Origin of the sequence: Pseudomonas fluorescens (assembly GCF_012974785.1) — a bacterium.
GTDB classification, from domain to species: domain Bacteria; phylum Pseudomonadota; class Gammaproteobacteria; order Pseudomonadales; family Pseudomonadaceae; genus Aquipseudomonas; species Aquipseudomonas fluorescens_BT.
Window position 1 is genome coordinate 5,027,378 of record NZ_CP027561.1, and the last position, 23,355, is coordinate 5,050,732.

13 protein-coding genes are annotated in these 23,355 nt (G+C 60.2%); 4 read left to right on the forward strand and 9 right to left on the reverse strand.

Annotated features, from left to right (window positions below; translation table 11 throughout):
* Position 1 precedes the first annotated feature (1 nt).
* A complete protein-coding gene (locus C6Y56_RS22820) occupies positions 2-1,327 on the reverse strand; it encodes an APC family permease (RefSeq protein WP_169431742.1) in 1,326 nt (441 codons plus the stop codon).
* Between the two features lie 207 nt (positions 1,328-1,534).
* Positions 1,535-2,356 (reverse strand): carbon-nitrogen hydrolase family protein, encoded by an 822-nt coding sequence (locus tag C6Y56_RS22825; RefSeq protein WP_169431743.1) that lies wholly within the window; start codon positions 2,354-2,356, stop codon positions 1,535-1,537.
* Between the two features lie 125 nt (positions 2,357-2,481).
* Between C6Y56_RS22825 and C6Y56_RS22830 the strand changes: the two genes are divergently transcribed.
* The gene (locus tag C6Y56_RS22830; protein ID WP_169431744.1) at positions 2,482-3,282 is read left to right on the forward strand and encodes a helix-turn-helix transcriptional regulator; all 801 of its coding nucleotides are present in this window, start codon (positions 2,482-2,484) and stop codon (positions 3,280-3,282) included.
* A gap of 35 nt (positions 3,283-3,317) precedes the next feature.
* Entirely contained in the window at positions 3,318-4,937 is a 1,620-nt protein-coding gene (locus tag C6Y56_RS22835) for an FMN-binding glutamate synthase family protein (protein WP_169431745.1), read from the forward strand.
* Between the two features lie 11 nt (positions 4,938-4,948).
* Here C6Y56_RS22835 and C6Y56_RS22840 read toward each other — a convergent pair whose 3' ends face one another.
* On the reverse strand, positions 4,949-6,454 hold the full coding sequence (locus C6Y56_RS22840) for a glucosyltransferase domain-containing protein (protein ID WP_169431746.1): 1,506 nt from the start codon (positions 6,452-6,454) through the stop codon (positions 4,949-4,951).
* A gap of 172 nt (positions 6,455-6,626) precedes the next feature.
* Positions 6,627-8,048 (reverse strand): amino acid permease, encoded by a 1,422-nt coding sequence (locus C6Y56_RS22845; RefSeq protein ID WP_169431747.1) that lies wholly within the window; start codon positions 8,046-8,048, stop codon positions 6,627-6,629.
* 496 nt (positions 8,049-8,544) lie between these two features.
* On the opposite strand from C6Y56_RS22845, the gene C6Y56_RS22850 reads away from it, so the two are divergent.
* Complete coding sequence (locus C6Y56_RS22850; RefSeq protein WP_169431748.1) at positions 8,545-11,685, forward strand: transglycosylase domain-containing protein; 3,141 nt, start codon at positions 8,545-8,547, stop codon at positions 11,683-11,685.
* Between the two features lie 268 nt (positions 11,686-11,953).
* On the forward strand, positions 11,954-16,867 hold the full coding sequence (locus C6Y56_RS22855; protein WP_249314333.1) for an NEL-type E3 ubiquitin ligase domain-containing protein: 4,914 nt from the start codon (positions 11,954-11,956) through the stop codon (positions 16,865-16,867).
* 63 nt (positions 16,868-16,930) lie between these two features.
* Here C6Y56_RS22855 and C6Y56_RS22860 read toward each other — a convergent pair whose 3' ends face one another.
* The 5 genes from C6Y56_RS22860 to C6Y56_RS22880 are packed head-to-tail and all read right to left on the reverse strand — an operon-like array spanning position 16,931 to position 23,331.
* Entirely contained in the window at positions 16,931-18,193 is a 1,263-nt protein-coding gene (locus C6Y56_RS22860; protein ID WP_249314335.1) for a hypothetical protein, read from the reverse strand.
* Between the two features lie 53 nt (positions 18,194-18,246).
* Positions 18,247-18,750, reverse strand: coding sequence for a CS1 type fimbrial major subunit (locus tag C6Y56_RS22865; protein WP_169432696.1), 504 nt, complete (start codon positions 18,748-18,750; stop codon positions 18,247-18,249).
* Between the two features lie 57 nt (positions 18,751-18,807).
* Positions 18,808-19,548 carry a molecular chaperone gene (locus C6Y56_RS22870; protein ID WP_169431750.1) on the reverse strand — a complete coding sequence of 247 codons (741 nt, stop codon included), beginning with the start codon at positions 19,546-19,548 and terminating at the stop codon, positions 18,808-18,810.
* A 33-nt stretch (positions 19,549-19,581) separates the two neighbouring features.
* The gene (locus C6Y56_RS22875) at positions 19,582-20,805 is read right to left on the reverse strand and encodes a hypothetical protein (RefSeq protein ID WP_169431751.1); all 1,224 of its coding nucleotides are present in this window, start codon (positions 20,803-20,805) and stop codon (positions 19,582-19,584) included.
* Positions 20,806-20,808: 3 nt separating this feature from the next.
* On the reverse strand, positions 20,809-23,331 hold the full coding sequence (locus C6Y56_RS22880; protein ID WP_169431752.1) for a TcfC E-set like domain-containing protein: 2,523 nt from the start codon (positions 23,329-23,331) through the stop codon (positions 20,809-20,811).
* Positions 23,332-23,355: the final 24 nt, after the last annotated feature.

Here is a 23,355-nt window from a genome sequence, read left to right on the forward strand (position 1 = left end):
GTCAGGTCGCCTCCTGGAAATCCATCTCCGGTGGCTGGCGTCGGAAACCGCCGGTCAGCACCGCCAGATACACCACACCAATCGCCAGCCAGCTCAGGCCCAGATACACCGCCAGGTGATCGAGGCTCACCATCAGCCACAAGTCCGCGACCAGGCCGATGAACGGGAAGACCAGAAACAGAAGCAGCTCGCGCGGGCCTTTCTTCTCGCCGCCAATCCAGTAATGGAAGATCACTGACAGGTTGACCAGGCTGAACGCCAGGAAAGCACCGAAGTTGATGAACGAGGTCGAGGTGGTCACATCGAGTTTCAATGCGAGCAAGGCCACCACGGCGCAAAGCAGGATGCTGTTGACCGGCGTGCCGAAGCGCTCGTGCAAGGTGCCGAAAAACGACTTGGGCAACACACCGTCACGCCCCATTGCGAACAACAGTCGCGAACCGCTGGCCTGGGCGGACAGTCCCGAGGCGAACTGACCGACGATCAGGCCGATGAGGAAGATCGACACGAACAGGTCGCCACCGATGTTGCGCGCAATCTCGTAGGCCGCCGAGTCGACGCTGTCGAACTGGAACGACGGGTGGGCGATCTGCACGAAGTACGATACACCGACGAAAATCAGCCCTCCGATCAGGGTGATCAACATGATTGCCCGAGGGATGGTGCGGCGTGGATCACGGGTTTCTTCGGTGAGGGTGCTGACAGCGTCGAAACCGAGGAACGAGTAGCAGGCGATGGCGGCCCCGCTCATGATCAGCGGCATCTGCATGTCGCCATTGAAGAACGGTTTGATCGACCACAGCGGCGTGCTGGCATCGCCACCGACGTAGTGCACGCACAGCGCGACAAAGGCGACCAGCACCAGAAATTGCACCAGCATCAGCAAGGCGTTGATGCCGTTGGCGAGCTTCAGGCCGATGACGTTGATGGCGCTGGTGATGCCAATGAACGCCAGCACCCAGATCCACTGCGGGATCGAGGGGAAGGCCGAAGCGAGGTACGCGGCGCCGATCAGCCAGATCGCCATCGGCAGAAACAGATAATCGAGCAGCACCGCCCAACCGGCGATGAAGCCGAGTTTCGGGCTGATGGACTTGCGCACATAGCTGTAAGCCGAGCCGGCCACCGGGAACGCGGCGGCCATGCGCCCGTAGCTCATGGCGGTGAAAAACATCGCCACCAGCGCCGCCAGATACGCCGCCGGCACCATGCCGGCGGTGGACTGGGCGAGGATGCCGAACGTGCCGAGGACAATGATCGGCGTCATGTAGGCGATGCCGAACAGCACCACCGACCCCAGCGAAAGGGTGCGTTGCAAACGAGCCATGGGCGACTTACTCCGGATTTTATTGGATTTATGGCAGAGGCCGAGTTCGGCGAATGTTTCGTGTGTTGCGTTGTTGTTCTTGAGTCAAACAGATGTGTTGTCTGTCAGGGCCCCATCGCGAGCAGGCTCGCTCCCACAGTGACCGCGTCCCCCTGTGGGAGCGAGCCTGCTCGCGATGGCGTCGACCCGATCGACAAAGACGTCGGATCATCGCGAAGGGATCAGGAACTCCCGCAGACCAGAAGCGTGTTCAACCACCTCCCCCGGCAACCTCAACCGCTGATCATCCAGATACCGGTAATCCTTGCGCGCCAGCTCCAGCTGAGCGAAATCCAGCTCCACACTGAACCGCCCCTCCTCACGCCCGGCCTCGAACAGCAGCGTGCCCAGCGGATCCACCAGCGCACTGCCGCCGGCAAACATCAACCCGTCATCCCCGGTTTCCACACGGTTGACCATCAGCGCAAACGCCTGGTTTTCCTGAGCCCGGGCCATGATCGCGGTGCGGTGGGTCGGGCCGTACGGGTCCATGTTGCCGTTGGTCACGATCAGCAATTCGGCGCCCAGTTGCGCCAGGGCCCGGGCCGATTCCGGAAACTCGATGTCGTAGCAGATCAGCAAACCGACCCGAACACCGTTCCACAGGCACGTGGCGTAACGGTCGCCGGCCTCGAACACGCCGCGGTCCGACGCCCAGAGGTGGGTCTTGCGGTATTTCAGGGCGATGCCTTCCGGAGTAATCAGCAGCGTGGTGTTGTAGAAGCGGCCGTTGTCGTTCTCGGCCATGCCGATCACCACGGCGAGGTTGCGTTCACGGGCGGCAGCCTGCACGGCGCTGACGGTCGGGCCGTCCAGCGGCTCGGCGATCTGCGCCACAGTGTCGGCAGTCGGGAAGCCCATCAGGTGAGTCTCGGGGAACACGATCAGTTGCGTGTCGGCGGCGCAGGCCGCAATCGCCGCGAGTGCGCGTTCGAGGTTGTACGCCGTGTCTTTGTCACGGCCCGCCAGTTGGGCGAGTTCGACTTTCATGGGGAGTCCTTGTTATGAGCGCCGGGTGCCGAAAGATTGCCCGGCGACTGTCTGTGGGCCAGTATGCTTCGCATTCGACCGGCCAGGGAATTACGCGGCCGGGGTAACCCGATAGGGGTAGAGGCATGACTGTTTCGTTTGACGACATCACCTGGCACCGCGCCGTCGGGCAGTTGATCGACGCCCTCGACAAGCCGAATTTCTGGGCGCAACTGGTGCGCCTGCTCGACCAGTACGTCACGTTCGATAGCTGGGTGGCGCTGCTGTTCAGCGCCGACCGCCATCCGCAGGTGTTCGCCGAATGCCCCGGCGCCGACGGCAGTCCCGACCAGTTGTTCCAGGATTACCTGCGCGGGTTGTACCTGCTCGACCCGTTCTACATCGCCTGCCGCGAGCAATCGCGCACCGGGTTGTATCGCCTTTCGGAGGTCGCACCGGAGCACTTCGAATTGACCGAGTATTACCAGCGATACTTTCGTCTGAATGTGGTGGCCGACGAAATCCAGTTCAATTGCCAGCTCGAAGGCGACCGCACGCTGTGCCTGTCACTGGGCAGCCAGCAGCGCTTCAGCGGCGAGCAGATTGCCTTGCTGTCGCTGATCCAGCCGTGGGTGCTCGGCCTGTTGCGCCAGCGCCTGCCCTACGAAATCAATGAAACCCTGGCATTGGCACCGGCGCCTGCGCAACCGGACTGGCGGGTGCAGCTCGAAGCGTCGGTGCAGCAACTCAAGGGCGCGCAACTGACCGCCCGGGAACTGGATGTCGGGCGTTTGATGCTCAGCGGTTGCTCCAGTAAAGAAATCGCCCGTAAGCTGGAAATCTCTGTTGAAACCGTGAAAGTCCATAAGAAACACATGTACAGCAAGCTGGGGATCAAATCCCAGTCGGAGCTGTTTTCGATCTTTCTGCAGGCGCAGAACGCCTGACTGCCGCAAAAAACCGTCCGAACCAAGGAAACCGTATGAGCCTGTCACTTCTGAGCCGCTACGCCTTCTTTGCCGTCTGCGTGATTTTCACCCTCGCCAGCCTGCCCTTTCTCGAACACGACTGGCTGTGGCCGATCACTGCCGTTACCGGCGTGTTGAGCCTGCTGGGTCTGTTCGACCTGATGCAAAGCCCCCACGCGGTGCGCCGCAACTACCCGATCCTGGGCAACATCCGTTACCTGGTCGAAGGCATCCGCCCGGAGATCCGCCAGTACCTGCTGGAATCCGACAGCGACGCCCTGCCCTTCTCCCGCGCCCAGCGTTCGCTGGTGTACTCGCGAGCCAAGAATGAAAGCGCCGACAAACCGTTCGGCACCTTGATCGACGTCTACCAATCCGGTTTCGAATTCATCGGCCACTCGATGCGCCCGGCGCCGTTGAGCGACCCGAGCAGCTTTCGCGTTACCGTCGGTGGCCCGCAGTGTACCCAGCCGTATTCGGCGTCGGTGTTCAACATCTCGGCCATGAGTTTTGGCTCCCTCAGTGCCAACGCGATCCGTGCGCTGAACCAGGGTGCGAAACTCGGCAACTTCGCCCACGACACCGGCGAAGGCAGCATCAGCCCGTATCACCGCGAACACGGCGGCGACCTGACTTGGGAGCTGGGCAGCGGCTATTTCGGTTGCCGCACCAGCGACGGCCGCTTCGACCCGGAACGCTTCGCCGCCCAGGCACAGACCCCACAAGTGCGGATGATCGAAATCAAGATGAGCCAGGGCGCCAAACCCGGCCACGGCGGGATTCTGCCCAAGCACAAGGTGACCCAGGAAATCGCCGACACCCGCGGCATCCTGATGGGCGAAGACTGCATTTCACCGTCCCGCCACAGCGCGTTCTCCACGCCGATCGAGATGATGCATTTCATCCAGCAACTGCGTGAACTGTCTGGCGGCAAACCGGTGGGCTTCAAGTTCTGCCTCGGTCATCCATGGGAGTTCATGGGCATCGCCAAAGCCATGCTCGAAACCGGGATCCTGCCGGACTTCATCGTGGTCGACGGCAAGGAAGGCGGCACCGGCGCCGCGCCGGTGGAATTCACCGACCACATCGGCGTACCGATGCGCGAAGGTCTGCTGTTCGTACACAACACGCTGGTCGGCCTGAACCTGCGGGACAAGATCAAGCTCGGCGCCAGCGGCAAGATCGTCAGTGCCTTCGACATCGCCAGCGTGCTGGCCATCGGCGCCGACTGGGCCAACTCGGCGCGCGGTTTCATGTTCGCCATCGGCTGCATCCAGTCGCAAAGCTGCCACACCAACAAATGCCCGACCGGCGTCGCCACCCAGGACAACCTCCGCCAGCGCGCGCTGGTGGTGCCGGACAAGGCCCAGCGGGTCTACAACTTCCATCGCAACACGTTGAAGGCGCTGGCGGAAATGCTCGCCGCCGCCGGCCTCGATCATCCGTCGCAACTGTCGGCCAAGCACTTGGTACGGCGCATGTCGGCGACTGAAATCAAACTGTTCTCGCAACTGCATGTGTTTTTGAAACCTGGGGAATTGCTCACCGGGGAAGTGAACGGCGAGTTCTATTCGCGGATGTGGCAGATGGCGCGGGCGGACAGTTTTGAGCCGCAGGAAATCGCGGCGGCCTAGACTCTGAACGGTCACCATTGCAGCAAGCGGCCGTGGGGCGGCTCCTTCATCACGATGAAGCCGTAGTCGCCAATCAGGTAAAGCCGGTAATAGAGGCTGTCCACTAAGGGTGGATAGCCCATCAGACCGACGCGGGTCGCGTTGCGCCGCTCCCGCTCGGCGACCACGTTGGTGATGCCGGCCGAAGGCAGATTTTCGGCGAGCATGAAGTAATCGATGTTCAGCAGATATTGCAGCACCGGCAACTGTTTGAACGTACCCACCGCCCCCGCCAGCCAGCGGTCGGAGTACGTCACCGAGATATAAATCCGTTTGGCTTCGCGCAGTTCGCGATGGGATGAAATGTCGTGGCTCAGGCTGTTGAGAGCACTGCTGGCGAAGGTTTTTTCCATCGTCAGCACCCGCCCGTACGCGAAGGACAGCGACAGCGTGGCCAGAAGCGGAATTGCCAACAACAGGGGCAGCCGCGAGTGCAGCGACTTCAATCCGATACAGGCCAGATAGAACAGCATCATCAGCAGTACGCCAAACCCCATCAGAGTTCGGGCACCTTCGTTGAAATCGCGAAACAACAGCGTCATCCCCGGCACCAGCAACACAATCAGCGGCAAAGTCAGAAGGCAGCCAACGCTCAGGAGCAGGCCCTTTGCGGGTGGTTCCTGGCGCAGGCGAATTTGCCGTCCCATCCGTACACCACCGAACAATGCGCACAGAAGTAATACGACGAACACTGCTGTGTAGCCACTGTGAAACAGCAGCGCCACCTTCTCCATGACCCGGCCAAAATTGATGCTGATCTGCAGCAGTGGATCAGCACTGAGGTTGAGCAATTCGGTGCGTGTGGAATCCGTGAACGGATAGGCCGTGACCGCGTAGATCGACACGCCCAGCACCAGTTGCGCCAGCCGCCAGCCTGATTGGCGCCAGAGCTCATCCCATGGCACTCGCGCGTGAACATGCCTGAGCAACTCCACACAACACAGTCCAAGAAACACATTGAGGCTGATCTGATACAGCCCGATCGCCAGCGCCAGCAGCACCGAAGGGACCAGCCATCGCTGTATTCGCGAAGTACCGCCAAACGTGATCGCGTAAATCACCGCGACCAGACTCAGGGCCATGCCGGCCCCGTCGTATTGGTAGGACAGGTTCTGCAACAGGAACGGGTTGTACCAGAGCGGCAACGGAACCAGACAACAGGCAAGCGTCGGCTCTGGAAAATAGTGAAAGGTCAGTCGGGTCAGAGCCAGTGACATGGCCAGCGTGGCGAGTAACAGCGGCAGTGGAAAAATGTTCGGCGCAGCGCCCGTGAAAGTCAGCGCTTTATATAGCCAATCCATGAACAAGCGTCCCTGCCCGGCCCACACATTGCCGGCAGCCAGGGTGCGCCAGTTGTCATCGATGTAGGGGAAGTCGGCGAGGATCAGCGGCAGGATGTACAGCGTCGTGGCGAGCAGGAAAAACAGCACGACCTGACGGCGGCCGAGTTCTCGTACGAGAAAATCGCTGATCCTCATACCGGCGCCTCTGTGCACTGCTGCGCGGGAAACTGCGTCTATAAAGCTTGGAACATGGCACGAGGTCAGAGGTCGTTTTTTGCAACGCTTTCAGACAAGCGGCCTCAACCGTGCCTCCAACAAAAAAGCCCCGGCCTATCGGCCGGGGCTTTCAGGTTTCAGCGCTGACGTTTTAGGACGCCGAACGCACCGCGCCCTGTGACGCATCGTTCGGCTGCAGCTTGAACACGTAGAACAACACCGTCAGCAGCACCAGGAACGCCGGGCCCACATACAGCGCCACACGGGTATCCGGGAAGTACGCCATCAGCCCCACCACCAGCACCAGGAACGCCAGCGCCAGATAGGAGCTGACCGGGAACAGCCACATTTTGTACTTCAGGCCGGCCCGTTCGCTGGCGCTCAGGCCTTTGCGGAATTTCAACTGCGCCAGCAGGATCATCACCCAGGTCCAGATTGCGCCGAAGGTGGCAATCGAGGTCACCCAGACGAAGACTTTTTCCGGAACCAGATAGTTGAGCAGCACGCCCAGCAACAGCGCGAAGATCGACAGCAGCAACGCCCGACGCGGCACGCCGTTGCTCGAGGTGCGAGCGAAACCGGCCGGCGCCTGGCCGTTCTGCGCCAGGCTGTAGAGCATGCGCCCGGTGCTGAAGATGCCGCCATTGCACGACGACAGCGCAGCGGTAATCACCACGAAGTTGATGATGCCGGCGGCGGTCTTGATGCCCAGACGCTCGAAGGTCATCACGAACGGACTGCCCTGGGTGCCGATTTCATTCCACGGGTAGATCGACAGGATCACGAACAGCGCGCCGACGTAGAACAGCAGGATCCGCCAGAACACCGAGCCGATTGCATTGGGGATGGTCTTCTGCGGGTTCTTCGCTTCACCGGCGGTCAGACCGATCATTTCCACACCCAGATAAGCGAACATCACCATCTGCAGCGACATCAACACGCCCGTCACGCCGTTGGGCATGAAGCCGCCGTGGGCCCACAGGTTGGAAATCCCCAGCGCCACACCGTCGTTGCCGAAACCGAAGGCGATGATGCCGATGCCGCCCAGCACCATGGCGATGATGGTGACGATTTTGATCAGGGCGAACCAGAACTCGAACTCACCGAAGGCCTTCACCGCGATCAGGTTGATCGAGCCCATGCTGACCAGCGCCGCCAGCGCCCAGATCCAGCGCGGGACATCGGGAAACCAGATGCCCATGTACACCGCCACCGCCGTGATCTCGGCGACGCAGGTCACCAGCCACAGGAACCAGTAGTTCCAGCCGGTCAGAAAACCCGCCAGCGGGCCGAGGTAATCCTGTGCGTAACGGCTGAAGGAGCCGGCCACCGGGTTGTGTACGGCCATTTCGCCGAGGGCGCGCATGATCACCAGGATCGCCAGACCACCGATGATGTAAGACAGCATGATTGCCGGGCCGGCCATTTCGATGGCCTTGGCCGAACCGAGAAACAGACCGACACCGATACAGGCGCCGAGCGCCATCAGGCGAATGTGCCGTTCACCAAGTTCGCGTTTGAGTGGACCGCCGTTAGCGGTCTCGCCATGGGGCGGGTGATTGCCGACTGGCATGGGGGACTTCCTCGTCTTGTTATTGGATAGACCACCGAGTGTCGAAGCGTCGGCCGATAAGCCATGGCTTCCCGACACCGCGCCGGCCTCGTGGGCGGACGCGTCCTGCAGGTTCGGGCCTGAGGATCAGAGGGGCTGGCAGTATAAAAAGCTTCCCGCAGGAAATTTCACTCTAAAAACCGACATATTCAGCGACAAGCATCGTTATAAATCGGCATTTCGAGACAAACACTCCTGAAAAAACCGGATTATTCACTGCCGAAATGGGCGCCGAGTATTGCACAGCAATGGTGCATCGTCATGCCCCTACCCAAGTCGTATTTACCCGAGAACCGCTCTGTTCCGCCCTTTTCCAGGACCTGCACACCCGTCGCTGCCGGATTGCCCGCCGCGCAGATTTGTTCAGGGTCCAGGCTTCACAATTTTTTCACCCGCGCCAACCACCGACTAAGCTTCAGTCAAGTCCGATCAATCTGCGTGAATGGATCAATCGACTATGGGCGCTTTGTGGCAAACCGATTCGAGTGAAAAAGTGGTTCCGACTGAACGTGTGGATGAAGCGCCTGTCCCTGAGAAACCCCGTCGCAACCGGCATGGGTGGAAGGCTTTCTGGCTGTTGCTGGTGATCATTGCGATTGTGGTGGGCCTGGCCGCGATGAAGGAAATGCGCACCTCGCGTTTTCAATCCCGCGAGGTCAGCCAGTACGCCGCCAAATTGACCTATGAACTGCAACCGGGGCCCAGCGAAGCCATTCGTTATCCGGGCAACGGGCCTTTCGATCTGCGTCTGGGTTACAGCTCGCTGGATGAGTTTCTGCCTCGGCTGCTCAAGCGCAACTACGTGATCACCGAACAGACGCGCTTCTCGCCAGCGCTGCTCGGCTATACCGACAAGGGCCTGTTCGTGCCCTACTCCGAGAAAATCCAGGCCGGGCTGTCGATCACCGATTGCCGCGCCGCGCCGCTGTATCAGTACAACTATCCACAGCAGCTGTATTCGAGTTTCGAGTCGATCCCGCCGGTGGTGGTCAACAGCCTGCTGTTCATCGAAAACCGCTTTCTGCTAGACCCCCAACAACCGCTGGCCAACCCGGCAGTGGACTGGCCGCGCTTCGGCATGGCCGCGTGGTCGCAGGTCGCCAAGTTATTGCACTTGCCGGGACAGTCGGCCGGCGGCAGCACCCTGGCCACGCAACTGGAAAAGTATCGCCACTCGCCTGACGGACGGACGGTGAGCGGCGCCGAGAAAATCCGCCAGATGATTTCCGCCAGCGTGCGAGCCTATCAGGCCGGCCCTGACACCTTGTCGGCACGGCGCAACATCATTCGTGATTACCTCAACAGCGTGCCGTTGTCAGCGGTGCCGGGGCATGGTGAAGTCCACGGTATGGCCGAAGGTTTGCGGGTCTGGTACGGCGCCGACTTCAACGAAGCCAACGCAAAACTGGCGAGCACCGCGACCGATCCGAAGGCCATGGCCGACAAGGGCCTGGCCCTGCGCGAAATGCTCTCGCTGATGATCGCCCAGCGTCGCCCTTCGCATTACCTGACCAAGGGCCGGGAAGAGCTGGCCGACCTCACCGACAGCCACCTGCGGCTGCTCAAGCAGAACGGCGTGATCGACAACGCGCTGGCCGATGCCGCCCTGGCCAGCAAGGTCACTTACCGCGACTGGCAGACCCAGCCGACCATCCAGCCGATCGAGACCAACAAAGGCATCAGCGTCGCCCGCAGCCGGTTGGCCTCGATGCTCAATCGTCCGCTCTACGATCTCGACCGCCTCGACCTCTCGGCCACCAGCACCCTGCAAGGCGAGCTGCAAACCCAGGCCACCGCCTACCTGAAAAAACTCGCCGACCCCGCCTACGCCGCCGAAATCGGCCTGCTCGGCGAACGTCTGCTGACGCCCACCAGCACCACGCAAGTGCGCTACAGCTTCACCCTGTTCGAGCTGACACCGGACGGTTCGCGGGTGCGGGTGCAGACCGACAGCACCGACCAGCCGTTCGACATCAACGAGGGCAGCAAGCTGGAACTGGGCTCCACCGCCAAGATGCGGGTGCTGACCACCTACCTGCAAATCATCTCTGAGCTGCATGACAAGTACGGCGCCATGACCGTGCCGGAGCTGAAGAAAGTGGACGTACCGGATCAGGACCGCCTGACCCGGTGGGTGATCGATTACCTGATCCAGAACAAGGATCACGACCTGTCGAAGATGCTCGGCGCAGCCCTCGACCGCAAATATTCCGCCAGCCCCGGCGAGGCGTTTTTCACCGGCGGCGGGCTGCATGTGTTCCACAACTTTCGCAAGGAAGACAACGGCCGCATGCCGACCCTGCGCGATGCTCTGCGCGAGTCGATCAACCTGCCGTTCATTCGCCTGATGCGCGATCTGGTTCGCTACACCACCTACTCCGGCCCCAACAACAGCGCCGAGCTGCTCAAGGACGATCGCGACCCGCGGCGTCAGGAATACCTCGCCTCGTTCGCCGACCGCGAAGGCACTTCGTTCCTGCTCAAGTTCTGGAAAAAGTACCGGAACAAGGACACCCAGGCCCGCCTCGATACCTTCCTCGACAGCATGCGCCCGACCCCGATCCGCATGGCCGCCGTGCACCGTTACCTGCTGCCCAACGCCAGTCAGGAAGACTTCAACACCTTTGTGCGCTCGCACCTCAAGGGCGTAAAAATTACCGAAAAACTCACCGACGAACGCCTGGAACGGCTCTATCTGGCCTACGGGCCCGGCACCTATGACCTGCCGGATCAGGGCTTCATCGCCAAGGTCCACCCGCTGGACCTGTGGCTGATCGGCTACCTGCTCAACCACCCGGACGCGACCTGGAGCCAGATCGTCAAGGCCAGTCAGTTCGAACGTCAGGAAGTCTACAGCTGGCTGTTCAAGAGCAAGCACAAGGGCGCCCGCGACAGCCGGATCCGCACCATGCTGGAAATCGAGGCGTTCCTCGACATCCATCAGCGCTGGCAGAAAGTCGGCTATCCGTTCGATCACCTGGTGCCGTCGCTGGCCACCGCCATCGGCAGTTCCGGTGATCGTCCCGCCGCGCTGGCGGAGTTGATCGGCACCATCCTCAACGACGGTGTTCGCATGCCGACCTTGCGCATCGACAGCCTGCACTTCGCCGCCGGCACGCCTTACGAAACCAAACTGGTCAATGACCCTCACGTCGGCAAACGGGTGATGCCGTCCGAAGTCGCCACGGCGATGCGTGAAGCGCTTTCGCAAGTGGTGGACTCGGGGACGGCCAAACGTGTTTCCGGCAGTTTCAAACTGAACGATGGAACACCGCTGACCATGGGCGGCAAGACCGGTACCGGTGACAACCGCATCGAAGCCATCGGTTCCGGCGGACGCATTTTGAGCTCCAAGTCGATCAACCGTACGGCGACCTTCGTGTTCTACATCGGCGACCACCATTTCGGCACGCTCACCGCATTCGTGCCGGGGCGCTCGGCGGAGAACTTCAAGTTCACCTCGGCCCTGCCGGTGCAGGTGCTCAAGGGCATGGCGCCGATTCTGATGCCGTACTTGCAGCCGGGCAGTGATTCACAGTGCCTTGCACCGCAGACACCTACTGTGGCATCCGCTTCATTTGAAGCCGATGCCGGGTAGTAGTTATGTGTTTTATGCATTTCAATATTCAATCATTAACGTATTAATCCGACACCGAGACAGCAGGCTTTTAAACTAATTAATCAGGACTTTGAACGTTAGGCTGAGAACTCTTTACTTATTCAAGGCCTGCACAATGACTGCAACATCCACATATAAAGGGCAACATTACGACTTAATTAAATCGCGGATCGATCCGGTATTCAGCGATATGCAGTTGCACCGTGCCCGAGCGCTGGCAAAGACATCGCCAAACCGTGAGTCGTGGATGATCGCGACGCCAGCAGCCAGGCTGGAACGCCTGTCCGACGATAACCGTCGCGCCTGGGGAGCGCAGAATCGCATCGACCGCCTGCTCGGCCGTCTCCAGGACATTTACGCCTTTGCCGAACCGCTGCTGAAAGCGAAGTTGCTTGAACAGTTCAATATCGACGTCGACGTCAGGAATACCTATGTAAGGCTTTACGCTGCAGCAACAACACCCTGGTATGCGATTGATATCGCGAAGGGTTCCAAAGCCCGTACCGTTTCAATGCTTGACGCTGCGTTGCAGAACTTCGCGCGCGATGAAACTTATCAACACTACTCAACATTCATTATAAAAACCGACGCTGTCCGTGACTTGTTCGATATCTCGCCAATTGGCAAGACCCTGAGTGTGAGTCAGTTTCAGGCATTGTGCCGGCAACTGGACATCGGAGCGCAGTACAGGGCCCATCTCGACACAATCCTGCTGAATCCGGAACCGGTTGCCGAAACCTATTTGCGTACAAGGGTCGAGCAAAGCCTGCAAGCCGCACTGAAGGCTGCCGCCCGCATGGCGCAGATCAAAAAGGACATTGGCCCCGGCGCCTATGCGCTGATTCGCGACCTTTTGCTGGGCCGGCAGAACCTGACGCTCGATGGTCAGGCCATGTGCGTGTGCGATCTGGGCATGATGGACCTGACCCTGACCGGGGTCGTGATCATCCGCCCCGATCCGGCGCAGGCGCAACACTCGCAGAAAATGATTGCCTACGTGCCGCACGACCCCGATCACCCGCTCAAGGAATATGCCTCCACACTGGCATTCATGGACGAGTTGACCCGCCAGTTGCGGGCAGACAGAACGTTGCCGTCTTCGGGTATCGGCTACCGGACGTTTTTCAGTCAGTTTGTCGACCACGAACAGCGCGGTCATTTTTTCGCCGGACTCGAACAGCGCCTGACCTTCGTCAAATGGTATGCGAAGGAACCGGGTGACGCCCGACCGTCCTGGCGGGAAACGCCGGTCGAGAAGCCTCAACTGCAATTCAGCGCACCACCGATCACAGCGCCTCTGTGGACTTATCTCTACCGACAACGGCTCAACAAAATCCTCAATGACGCACGCAGCATCGCCGTGTCGACTGCCGACGCCGACAACAACGCACGCTGGGCCTGGTGGGAGAATTTCAAGAAGATCGCCTCGGACATCTTCAATGCCGCGCTACTGGTCCTGACGCCATTCGTTCCGGGACTGGGCGAACTGATGTTGGCCTATACCGCTTATCAACTGACCAGCGAAGTCGTTGAAGGCGTGGTCGACCTCACTCACGCCCACTGGGCCGACGCGGCGCAACACGTGGTCGGCGTGGTGACCGATGTGATTGAGTTCGCCGCATTGGGTGCCGGCCATGCCATCGGCAGTTCATTTCGCCTCAAGCTTTCCCCGTTTGTCGAGAACATGAAACCGGTTCAGTCGTTCGACGGCAAGACCCGGCTCTGGAATCCCGACCTGACACCTTACGAGCAACCGGCGCTGGCTCCGCCCGACACCTCCAGGCCAGATGTCCTGGGCTTGCATCACCATGCCGGAAAGACCGTTCTGCCCCTGGAGGGCAAGCATTACGAGGTGAAATACGATCGCAACAGCGGCCATCATCGCGTTCAGCACCCCGTTCGGCCGCAGGCCTATTCTCCGCAGTTGCGGCACAACGGCCAGGGGGCATGGACTCACGAAGCGGAAACCCCACAAGATTGGGAAGGGCCGACGCTGATGCAGCGCCTGGGGCATTCCGTGGCGGGATACACCCAGGCCGAGCAGGAGAACCTGCGCGCCATCAGTGGCACCCCACCTGCAGCCTTGCGCAGGATCCATGTGGAAAACACGTCTCCCCCACCGCTGCTGGCCGACACGGTGACGCGCTTCAATACCTGGGAGGAAGCGAAAAGCCTCAGTCAGCGGATTCGTACCGGCCAGCCGCTGGATCCGGCCTCATACTGGTTCGAGCGCATGGCACCGGACCTGCCCGGCTGGCCCGCCGACAAGGCCTTGAAGGTCTTTGAGAACGGCGATACAAGCGGTGGCTTTCGCAAGTATGGAAATCCCCAGGCACCGGATGCTCAGACGCTCGGCATCAGTGTCTCGGACATGATGGCTGGCAGATTGCCGGAACGGTTGGCGGACTTCCTTGACGATGCCGACATGAAATCTTTGCTGGGCGGCAACTACCCCAAGGCCGAACGGGCACAGGCCTTGCGCAACCAACTGGCCGATGCCGCGCAAAGGCGCCTCCCGGAAATTTTCGACTACCAGTACCGGCTCAAGGATTACAACGGCGATGCGCGTATCCAGTTGCTGCAACGGCAGTATCCGCCATTGCCTTCCAGGGTCGCTGAAATCCTGCTGTCAAAGGCAACCCCCGACGAACAGAACGTGATGCTCGAAGAACATCGAATTCCCCTGCGCCTGAAGGATCAGGCACGGGAAAGCGCTTTCGAGGTGATGGCCGCACGCGCGGTCGAAGGCCTGCACGAGCCAGCGCTGCTGGGCCTGGACACCGAACGCCTCGTGCTCAACACCCTGAAAGTCCATACCCACACCTTCGCCGATTTGCGCATTGAGGTACGCGCCGGCACTTACGACGGCCCCTTGCGCTGCAGCGCCGGCGCCCCGGACGCAGCCCAACAGCGAATATTGATCAGGGACGAGTACGGCCGTTACGAGGTGCGCAACGGCGCGCACATTGAACGCAATAATCTGTACGAAGCCATTCTGTTGGCCCTGCCTTCCGAACTGCGCAACACACTGGGATATCGACCCGGGCAGGGAGAACGGTTCAGGCAATGGCTGATCGCCAAAACCGAGCCGCCGGCCGAACGTCGGACCCTGCTGGCCCGACCACCGATCCGTCCGGTCGTACCGCTGGAAACCGGATTGTTGCTGCGCGGTGGCTGGCTGTCCAAAGGCGCTCGAACCGTGGAAGAGAAAGTGCAGAATCTCTATCCGCATTTCAATGAAGCGCAAGTCGCAGCGTTCACCCGGTCGCTGCAGCGCAACGGCGATCCCCACGCCGGGATCGAACGCCTTGAGCGCGAACTGAATAGCCTGAAACAGAAACTCGAACAATGGCGGCAGAGTTTTCTGAGCAGCTGGGACGCCGACAGTCCCGACACTAACCTGCCCAGGTCCTACTTCGACTATCTGCACAGGGGCGGTCGTGACATCGCCGATCGGCTGCTGGAATGTTTCGAGCGAAAGTCCGAGTTGTTCGGCGAGCGCTTCACCAGCCTGGAAAGTGGCTATGCGCTGGACCTCTCCAGCGGATACCTGTCTCGCGATCTCCAGCGCTGGTGGCGACAACTGCCGGACGGTTTGAAACCCTGGCTCGATCAGATCACCACCCTGAGTGTGGATGGATCGAGATTTTCCCCGGATGCAACCGGTTTGTTGAAAGACTTTCGCCATTTGCGGCAGTTCAGCGCCCGAAATTGCGGACTGCATGCCTTGCCCGATGGCGTCGGTCAGATGCGCCTGCTGGAAACCCTGCGCCTGAACAACAATCAGATCCGCCTGACGCCTGCGGTGGTGGAGCAACTGCGCAATCTGACACGCCTGGAAACCCTGCGCCTGGACAACAATCCACTGGGCCTGCCACCGGATATCGGACGGATGCCGAGACTCAAGGTGTTGAGTCTGGTCAACACACAGATCAGTGACTGGCCCGTGGGGCTGTTCTTGAAAGCCCGGCCACGGGGTTTTTTCCTGGATCTGAGGTCAAATCCGATTACGCAGATGCCCCAGGTTGCTCCGGGGTCCGACAAGGCATGGCTGATTGCGCGTACTCGCCTTCATGGAGAAAGGTTGTCGACTTCGGCGCGTGCAACCTTCGAGACCTACCGGACGTCAGTGGGGATATCCGCCCATGAAACTTACTCCACCGCCGCCGAAGACCTACTCCAGCAGTGGCCCATTTCCCTGGATACCTCGCTGGCGCAAGACAGCGCGGGCATCGGCGCCTATCGCGGCGAAGCGTGGCATGCGGTGGCCAGCGAGCCCGATTCAGACGGCTTTCTGAAAGTGCTGCAGGCCCTGACCCGCTCCGCCGATTATCTGGCCGGTGATAAGGCGCGGGATCAATTGACCGACCGGGTCTGGCGGATGATTGCCGCCATGGACATCGACACCCGATTGCGCGAAGACCTGTTTCTCATGTCGACCGATCCTGAAGGCTGCGAGGATGCCAGTGCCCAGTTGTTCAACAACATGGGCATACGGGTGCTGGCGTCCGAAGCCCGATTGTTCTCCACCAGTCACGCCGAGCTGGAGCGCAAACTGGTGACACTGGCCAAGGGGGCGGCACGCCTGAGACAAGTGAGCGAAATCGCCCGAGACGACATCAAGGCTCGCAACGGCGATCCCGATGAGGTCGAGGTTCACCTGGCCTACGAAACGGGGCTGGCCAAACGCCTGGATTTGCCCTGGCAGTCCGAAGCCATGAAATTTCGTCCGGTCGCCGGTGTCGACGACGAGACCATCGCCGAGGCCTACGACAGGATCATCGGCCAGGAGGCCGGCGACGGGCTGGTCAACCAAATGATCGAGCAACCGTTCTGGGGCCAATATTTGCGCGAAACCTGGCCAGGAGAACTCCTCGCCAACACCCGCGCTCATCAGGCAAAGGGCGACCTGCTGATCGATTTGCAGGCGGCCCAGCACGACTGGGTTGAAGCGGCGCACTTGCCACCGCAGCAACAGTACCTGCGCAGGCACGCACTCAGCGAGCTGGCGCGCCAATTGTCGATACCCGATCAAGAGGTGTTCACAGAAGAGAAGATAAGCGAGGAAACCTATTCTCGCTGGTTGGAGGCCATCGGTGATCAGGAGAAGGAACTGCCCAGAACGCTGACACGCGAGGCCATGGTTCGGGCGGGGATCTGATCCCACTCGACGGAGCCGTGAAGGCGTGGATCGATTGCCTTCACGGTACAACGGTGGCCAGGCCTACACTTCCGAATCCCAGATCACGGTGACGTTGCCGGCATACCGCCTGGCCCGACCGGGCTGCAACATCTGCTCAAGATAGAACGCCGGTATTTCGAAGTGCAGCGTGCCGGGCGCCCGATCCAGAAAATACCCCGGTTGAAAGACCGTCCCTTGCGCATCATCTGTCAGAGGACGGTGTTTGACCGGTTGGCCCGCCATGTCCGTGATGCCGTGGGGCAGGCTGACGCTCATGTAGACCTGGGGAAATGTCGAGCCGCTTTCGGTATCGCGCAGGGCACAGGCACCGATTCCGCCATGCTCGCACTCGAAGAACATCTTGAATTTCGAAGAGGCCGAAATGTTGAAGGTCTGATCCCGGAACAGGCGTGCCGGCCGGCGTCCTTCCTGCAGCCACGCCTGCCAGCCTCCCTGCGGCACCAGTTCGATCCTGTTGCCGCCGGGCGGCAGGGCGACCTTGAGCACATGCTGGACATCCAGGACAAAGCGAAAGGTCAGGCTCGAATTGTCCGGCAGCATGTTGTCGCCCATGTCAAAGTCGCCGCCCGGCGCGATGGAATAAATCAGTTCGCCCGTGTAAAGCCCCGACGACATGGCCAAAGGGTCGGGAGTACGCAACTCATAGCCCACGTCCAGATAGTCGTAGGACATCCACGGAATCGTGAAGGCGGCGCCCTTGCTGCAGGCCGACTCGTTCGGTGTCCGCCAGAAAAAGGTGTAACTGTCAGGTCCCAGACTGGCCATCGCGCCGCTCTGACAGGCCCCCGGCGCCCCTCCCCATGAGCCTCCGATCCACAATCGGTTATGCCCTTCCTGATCACCGGATGCCCCCGTCAGATTGGCCGCGGTGTCACTCAGGACATACTGTGACCCGAGCGCGCCGATCCGGATCTCCATGGAATGCGACTCCCCTGTCACCACATTCGAGACATTCAGGCTTCGCCACTGCGCCGGTGCCTTGAGCGTCGCCCCGGCACGTGCCGGCGCGCCAGGCTCGATGGGATGGATGGCGGCAAAACGCAGGGGCAACCTGAGACCGGACAGGTTGTACGTCTTGCAATCGTTGACGTAGTTGGCGCAATAGCCGCTTTGCGGGGTCTGGTTGATGAACTGATTGTTGTGCGGATTGGCGGAATCGGGAACGAAGCTGGCTCGTATCTCCTGCGTGACCGCCTGCGCCGGAGACGAGAACACTCCGGCGAGCACTTGCATGAACAACCAACCTTTACCGAACGTCCTGACTGTTCCAAAGCTGAAATCCATTGACCCTTCCTTGCACTGAAAGCCGTGGTGAATTCATGGGGGGTGGTCTTCGGTCAGCCCGCCGGAGCTGCCGCGTTGAAAATGATATTGACGGTGCCGTAGTAATCCCCCGGTTTATAGCCTCCTGCCTGCTCCCTCGGTTCGATCTCCAGCGGCACACGCACCCCGGCCCTCGCGTCTTCGGCCGACACCACTTGCAACGGAACGGGATTGTGGGTGAGCTCCCTGCCGTTGAAAGTCACACGCAAGTTGATGTTTTCCCGAGAGTCCCGGCCATTGGTCAGGTACGGAAAGCCTTCCAGGCGCGCTTCTATGGCACTGCTGTCGTGTTTCACATCAAAGTTGCGCCGCAGTGTGCCCAGCGTCGAGGTGTTCACATTCCAGTGCAGCCGCTGCTCGCGATGTATCCAGTCCGGCTCGCTGGGAATGACATAGAAATTCAACGCAGGAATGTCCACCGAAACGAAGAATTCGATTTCCTCGCGCGCGGCAAACGTCCAGGCGCTCGTCAACGCCAGCCCGCTGGCCGATGTCAGAGCGATCCACTGTCTGATCATTTTCCGATACCCGTTACTTGCATGAATGAACACGTTCGCGCACGCCGGCGAGCGCTGTCACCCGGCGACCCGCAGGTTTTTCTTTGCGTCGCCTTCGACGAGGATGAAGCGGTAATCACGCCCCGGCCGCTTTTCGAATTCAAATGACTTACCGGCCATGACATGGTGCTTGGTGGTCGGCTCGCAATCGGTCTCGTCGGTTTTCGAACAACTCTTGAACTCGTCGATCACGACCACTGTGTTGCCGTTGTTACGCACTTTGTAAGTGCCGGCACGGTCTTCGATCACACTGTCGAATCGCGCGTCGGCCGGACGCACGAAGAAGATCGTGCCGAACCCCGCCATCACGTTTACGCCGGCGGTCAGGGTCTTTTTGTAATCTTCCCGTTCTTCATGAGAGACCGCGAACTCGTCCTCCTTTTCCGGCACTACCGGTATGAAGCGCACCCGGAAATAACGCTCCCTGTCGCGCTCGCCCATGAACAGCAACCGGGTGCCCTGCATGCCCTGGGCCGGGATGATCAAACGGGCGGGGCTGGCCATCAGGCCATCCCGGGCACTGGCATCGGCCTGCACCTTGACCGGCACTTCGGAAGACGTGCCATCGGCGTTGTAAATGATTTCCAGCACATTGATCTTGACGAACGCCGTGCTGTCACCGCTGTTGTATACCCGTTTCAGATAGGTACTTTTATCGCCGGCCAGATAGTCGTAGACCACTCCGATATTGATGTTCGGGCCGGCGTAGGCACTTTGGAAAAGCAGACCTGCCACCAGCAGAGCAACGAGTTGTTTCATTAGCAGAACCTCGATTTGAGTACAGTGACTCGATCAGATTTCCGAATCCCAAATCACCACGACCGTACTGGAATACCTGTTTCCACGATCAGCCTTGAGTATTCGTTCGGTGTTAGCCTTGTCGATTTCGAAATGCAGGGTTCCGGGCTTGCGATCGACATAGATTCCCGGTTGAAAAACGATGGCCCTCGACTCCTGCGGGAACAGTTCCTGTCGCTTGACTGGCCGTCCACTGGTGTCGGTCAAACCGTTGGGCAGGGTCACACTGACGATGATCGGTGTGCCGTAACTGGTCCCCTCATTCCATAATCCACAGGCCGTTACCGTTCCGGAGCCGCACTCCAGGTACATCTTGAATCTGGAACTGGCGGATATATGGAAGGTTTGGTCACTGAACAGCCGTTGCGGGACCTGCCCCGAATTCAACCAACGCTGCCACCCGCCTTCGGGCTGCAGCGTGATCCGGTTGCCACCCGGTGGCAGATCCACTTTCAGCGTGTGCTGCACATCCAGCACAAAATCCAGCGTCAGGCTGCCGTCATCCGCCCCCAGGAACGGTCCCATGGTGAAGTCGGCACTGCCCCGGCCGACACTGTAGGTCAGCGATCCGGTGTACAGCCCGGAAGACATGTTCAAGGGATTCGGCGTGCGTAACTCATAGGCAATATCGAGGTATTCGAACGACATGTGCCCGACATCGAATGCGGCCGTCTTGATGCACATTCCCGGCTGGGGTGTTTTCCAGAAAAACTGGTAGGTGGTAGGACTGAAAAAGCCAACGCCGCTGTACTCGCAAGGCGGCGGTGCGTATACCCAGGAGTTGCCGGTCCACAACTTTCGATGCCCCTCGAGCACATCGGACTGCCCCGTCAGTTCGGTGACCGGTTTGCTCAGTTGGAACCTGGACCCGATACCACTGATGCGCACTTCAACGACGCTCGATTCCTGAGTCTCATGATTGGTCACATTCAACTGACGCCACTCGGAGGGCGCTTTTACCCACACGCCGTTATTGGCAAACAACGGGCTGACGGTGCTGAAGCGAATCGGCACCTGAATACTGAACATGTTGTTATCCGCGCACTGAGCCGGATAGCTCGCGCAATAACCGCTGTTCGGCGTCTTGTTAATGAACACGTTTTTGTGGGGTTGCGACGAATCAGGCTGGAACAGTGCCCGGATTTCCTGACTCGCCGCCTGCACCCCCGACATGCCCAGCACCGCTGACAAGCCCAGCCAATATGCTGTTGTCTTCATGGTTCAGCCCGCCTTCTGATCAGTGAACGTGGCATCGGCGAGGGTGTCGGGGCTGCACCGCAGATCCCCGATCATCAGCACGTTGTTTTCCACCCGCCCCTGTTCAGGATCGAGGCGGAACTGGCACAGCAATTGATCGGCGTAGCGGACTTCGAGGGTCGGTGAACCTGCATTCATCTCCATGGAGAAGAATCCATCCACTTCGCTCACTCCACGGCTGGCGTGATTGATGACGTGGTGCCCCTTGAGCGGACGCCCGTGAGGATCGAGCAGGCGGCCCAGCACGGTCAGGGTTTTCATCACACGTATCTTCCTGTACTCCACGCCGCCCTTGTTCAGGTGATAACGGGTGCGCGTCGGCTCGATGGACGCTGCCGGCACATCATTGCCTTCGAAGTCGAAGCTCACAGAGCTGTTCTTGTAAGCCGTGAGGGGAATAAAGTTGCGACCCGGCCGCAAGGCCGCACTGCCACCGCTCAAGTCATCGGCGCGCAGGGCGATGCCGTCGATATCGGACTCGACATCCACGATCATTCCCGCCCCCCTCCCCTGATGCTGGCTGGTCATCACGATCTGCTGTGCGCCGATCGCGACCGTGCTGTCGAGGTTCAGGCCGCCGGTGTAATTACCGTTATAGGACGAGCGCTGGAGGAAACCATCGCCATTGATCGTGTCGGTGCTGAAATACGCCTGACCGTTCAAGCCGACTCCGTAAGTGTCGGTGATCACGGTGCCCGCCACGCTTTGCAGTACGTGGTTTTCAAGGGTCTTGCGGTAACCAAGGGAGGCGTTGTTGTCGCGGCTGCCATCGCGGGCCGTGCGCGTGCCGATGCTGCCGGAAACCTGCTGGCCAGGGCCGCCCAGCGCCACGTTGAGACTCAGGTCAACGCCCCGGTTGCGCGCATCGCCGCTGCTAAAACTGCCGGGGCGATCAAACACGGACAACCGCCAGTTCGAATCACTGCCGAACACGGTGGTGCGTTGGGTCCAGCCCAGGTCAACGCCGACGCCCTCGACATTGCCTTCACTGTGAGACACTCGGGCGTTGAGCGAGCTGTTGCGGCTGATACGGTGATTGAGCGCCAGCGAAGAGTTGCTGGTCTGCCCGACGAACACATTGCGCTGACGAATGCGCGTGCCATCCGGCAAGGTGTCGTAAAGATCGGTGGTGTCCAGCCAGCTGCGGTTGTGGCTGATCACCAGGCTGCCGGCGCCGTAGTTGTACAGGCCCTGCAGGTCGAGGCCGGTGCCGTGGTCTTCGGTCTGGTAGAAGTTGGCGTACACACTGGTGCTGCTGGCCAGAGTCCAGTCGATAGAAGTGCCGTACTGCAGTTTCTCCCGAACCTGGCGCGCCGACATCCCGAGGATGACCCGTGGGTGCAGCAAGTAGTTGAGCGAAGCGCCGGCCGTGGCATCACCGCTGGCCTGCTTGTCCCAGTTGCTGAGCAACTTGGTCTCCTGACCGGCAAACAGGTTGTAGCGCCAGCGCTCATCGGGGTTGCGCCAGTTGTTCGGCTTGTAGACCAGCTCCTGGGTGGTCGAGGTGGTCTGGCCATCTTCGATCAGGCGCACCTCCACCTCATAAATGCCACCGGGCAATGGCCGGGTGTCCAGGGTCTGTAATCCGGCGGGCACCGACTGGGTATTGATCAGCAGTCCATCCCGGTAGATTTCCACCGATGCCTGACGGTTGGCGGTGACGTAGATCGGGTAGACGCTGGGATTCTGCAAGTCGATCGCCAGGCTGTCGGAACTGCCGTACATCACGCCCACGGTGGTATCGGGGCTGGTGCCGAAAGAACGCGGCTGACGGGTCAGGCCTTCCGAAGTGGGCGTGAAATAGCCCAGCCGCAGAAAACGGCCTTGCAGTTCGCGCTGTGTGTGCAGCTCGTAGACGGCGTGGTAGAGCTGGTCGTCGGGGCCTCCGAGACGGGCCAGCTGCATGTTGAACGTCTGGCTCCAGTTGCCCAGGCTGCTGCTGGCTTCCAGACCGAACCGACCGCCCAGATCCTGCTCCTGGCCACCGTTCAGATTGAGTTGGTTGCGCACGATCAGACCGGTACTGCCTCGTTCCGGCTGCTCGTGAAAACGCTTGGCCTCGGTATCGCGCTCGGCATTTTCAGTCAGGATGGAAACCAAAGAGTTTTCCAGGTTGTAATGCACCGCCAGCATTTGCTCGGGGCATTGACCGGTGCAGGATCCAAGCGCTACGCCGGGCTTGAGGTAGCTCGCCCATTTTTCCCGTTCGGCGGCGCCGAAACGGTTTTCGCTGGTATCGGTAAATTCAAGCAAGGTGAGGCGGTCATCGCGAGACAGCACGATCATCGTTTCACCCAGCGGCTGTTGGTCAAGCTCGACCCGGACGGCCAGAGGGACATCAAAAAAGTGCTCCTCGAAGTCTTTCGGCAAACCTTTGGCCTGCGCGAGCAAACTACGCGGTGTCGTACCGGCAAGTTCGGGGGCCGCTACTGCGCCAACACAAAACAACAACGCAAGCGCAGCCGCGATGGGGGTCATCGGGAACATGAACACGGACTCTGATTGCGAACG

Bases quoted from the DNA above. Each gene is read 5' to 3' on its own strand.
- C6Y56_RS22820 (WP_169431742.1), bottom strand. From the start codon at position 1,327: ATGGCTCGTTTGCAACGCACCCTTTCGCTGGGGTCGGTGGTGCTGTTC.
- C6Y56_RS22825 (WP_169431743.1), bottom strand. From the start codon at position 2,356: ATGAAAGTCGAACTCGCCCAACTGGCGGGCCGTGACAAAGACACGGCG.
- C6Y56_RS22830 (WP_169431744.1), top strand. From the start codon at position 2,482: ATGACTGTTTCGTTTGACGACATCACCTGGCACCGCGCCGTCGGGCAG.
- C6Y56_RS22835 (WP_169431745.1), top strand. From the start codon at position 3,318: ATGAGCCTGTCACTTCTGAGCCGCTACGCCTTCTTTGCCGTCTGCGTG.
- C6Y56_RS22840 (WP_169431746.1), bottom strand. From the start codon at position 6,454: ATGAGGATCAGCGATTTTCTCGTACGAGAACTCGGCCGCCGTCAGGTC.
- C6Y56_RS22845 (WP_169431747.1), bottom strand. From the start codon at position 8,048: ATGCCAGTCGGCAATCACCCGCCCCATGGCGAGACCGCTAACGGCGGT.
- C6Y56_RS22850 (WP_169431748.1), top strand. From the start codon at position 8,545: ATGGGCGCTTTGTGGCAAACCGATTCGAGTGAAAAAGTGGTTCCGACT.
- C6Y56_RS22855 (WP_249314333.1), top strand. From the start codon at position 11,954: ATGATCGCGACGCCAGCAGCCAGGCTGGAACGCCTGTCCGACGATAAC.
- C6Y56_RS22860 (WP_249314335.1), bottom strand. From the start codon at position 18,193: ATGGATTTCAGCTTTGGAACAGTCAGGACGTTCGGTAAAGGTTGGTTG.
- C6Y56_RS22865 (WP_169432696.1), bottom strand. From the start codon at position 18,750: ATGATCAGACAGTGGATCGCTCTGACATCGGCCAGCGGGCTGGCGTTG.
- C6Y56_RS22870 (WP_169431750.1), bottom strand. From the start codon at position 19,548: ATGAAACAACTCGTTGCTCTGCTGGTGGCAGGTCTGCTTTTCCAAAGT.
- C6Y56_RS22875 (WP_169431751.1), bottom strand. From the start codon at position 20,805: ATGAAGACAACAGCATATTGGCTGGGCTTGTCAGCGGTGCTGGGCATG.
- C6Y56_RS22880 (WP_169431752.1), bottom strand. From the start codon at position 23,331: ATGTTCCCGATGACCCCCATCGCGGCTGCGCTTGCGTTGTTGTTTTGT.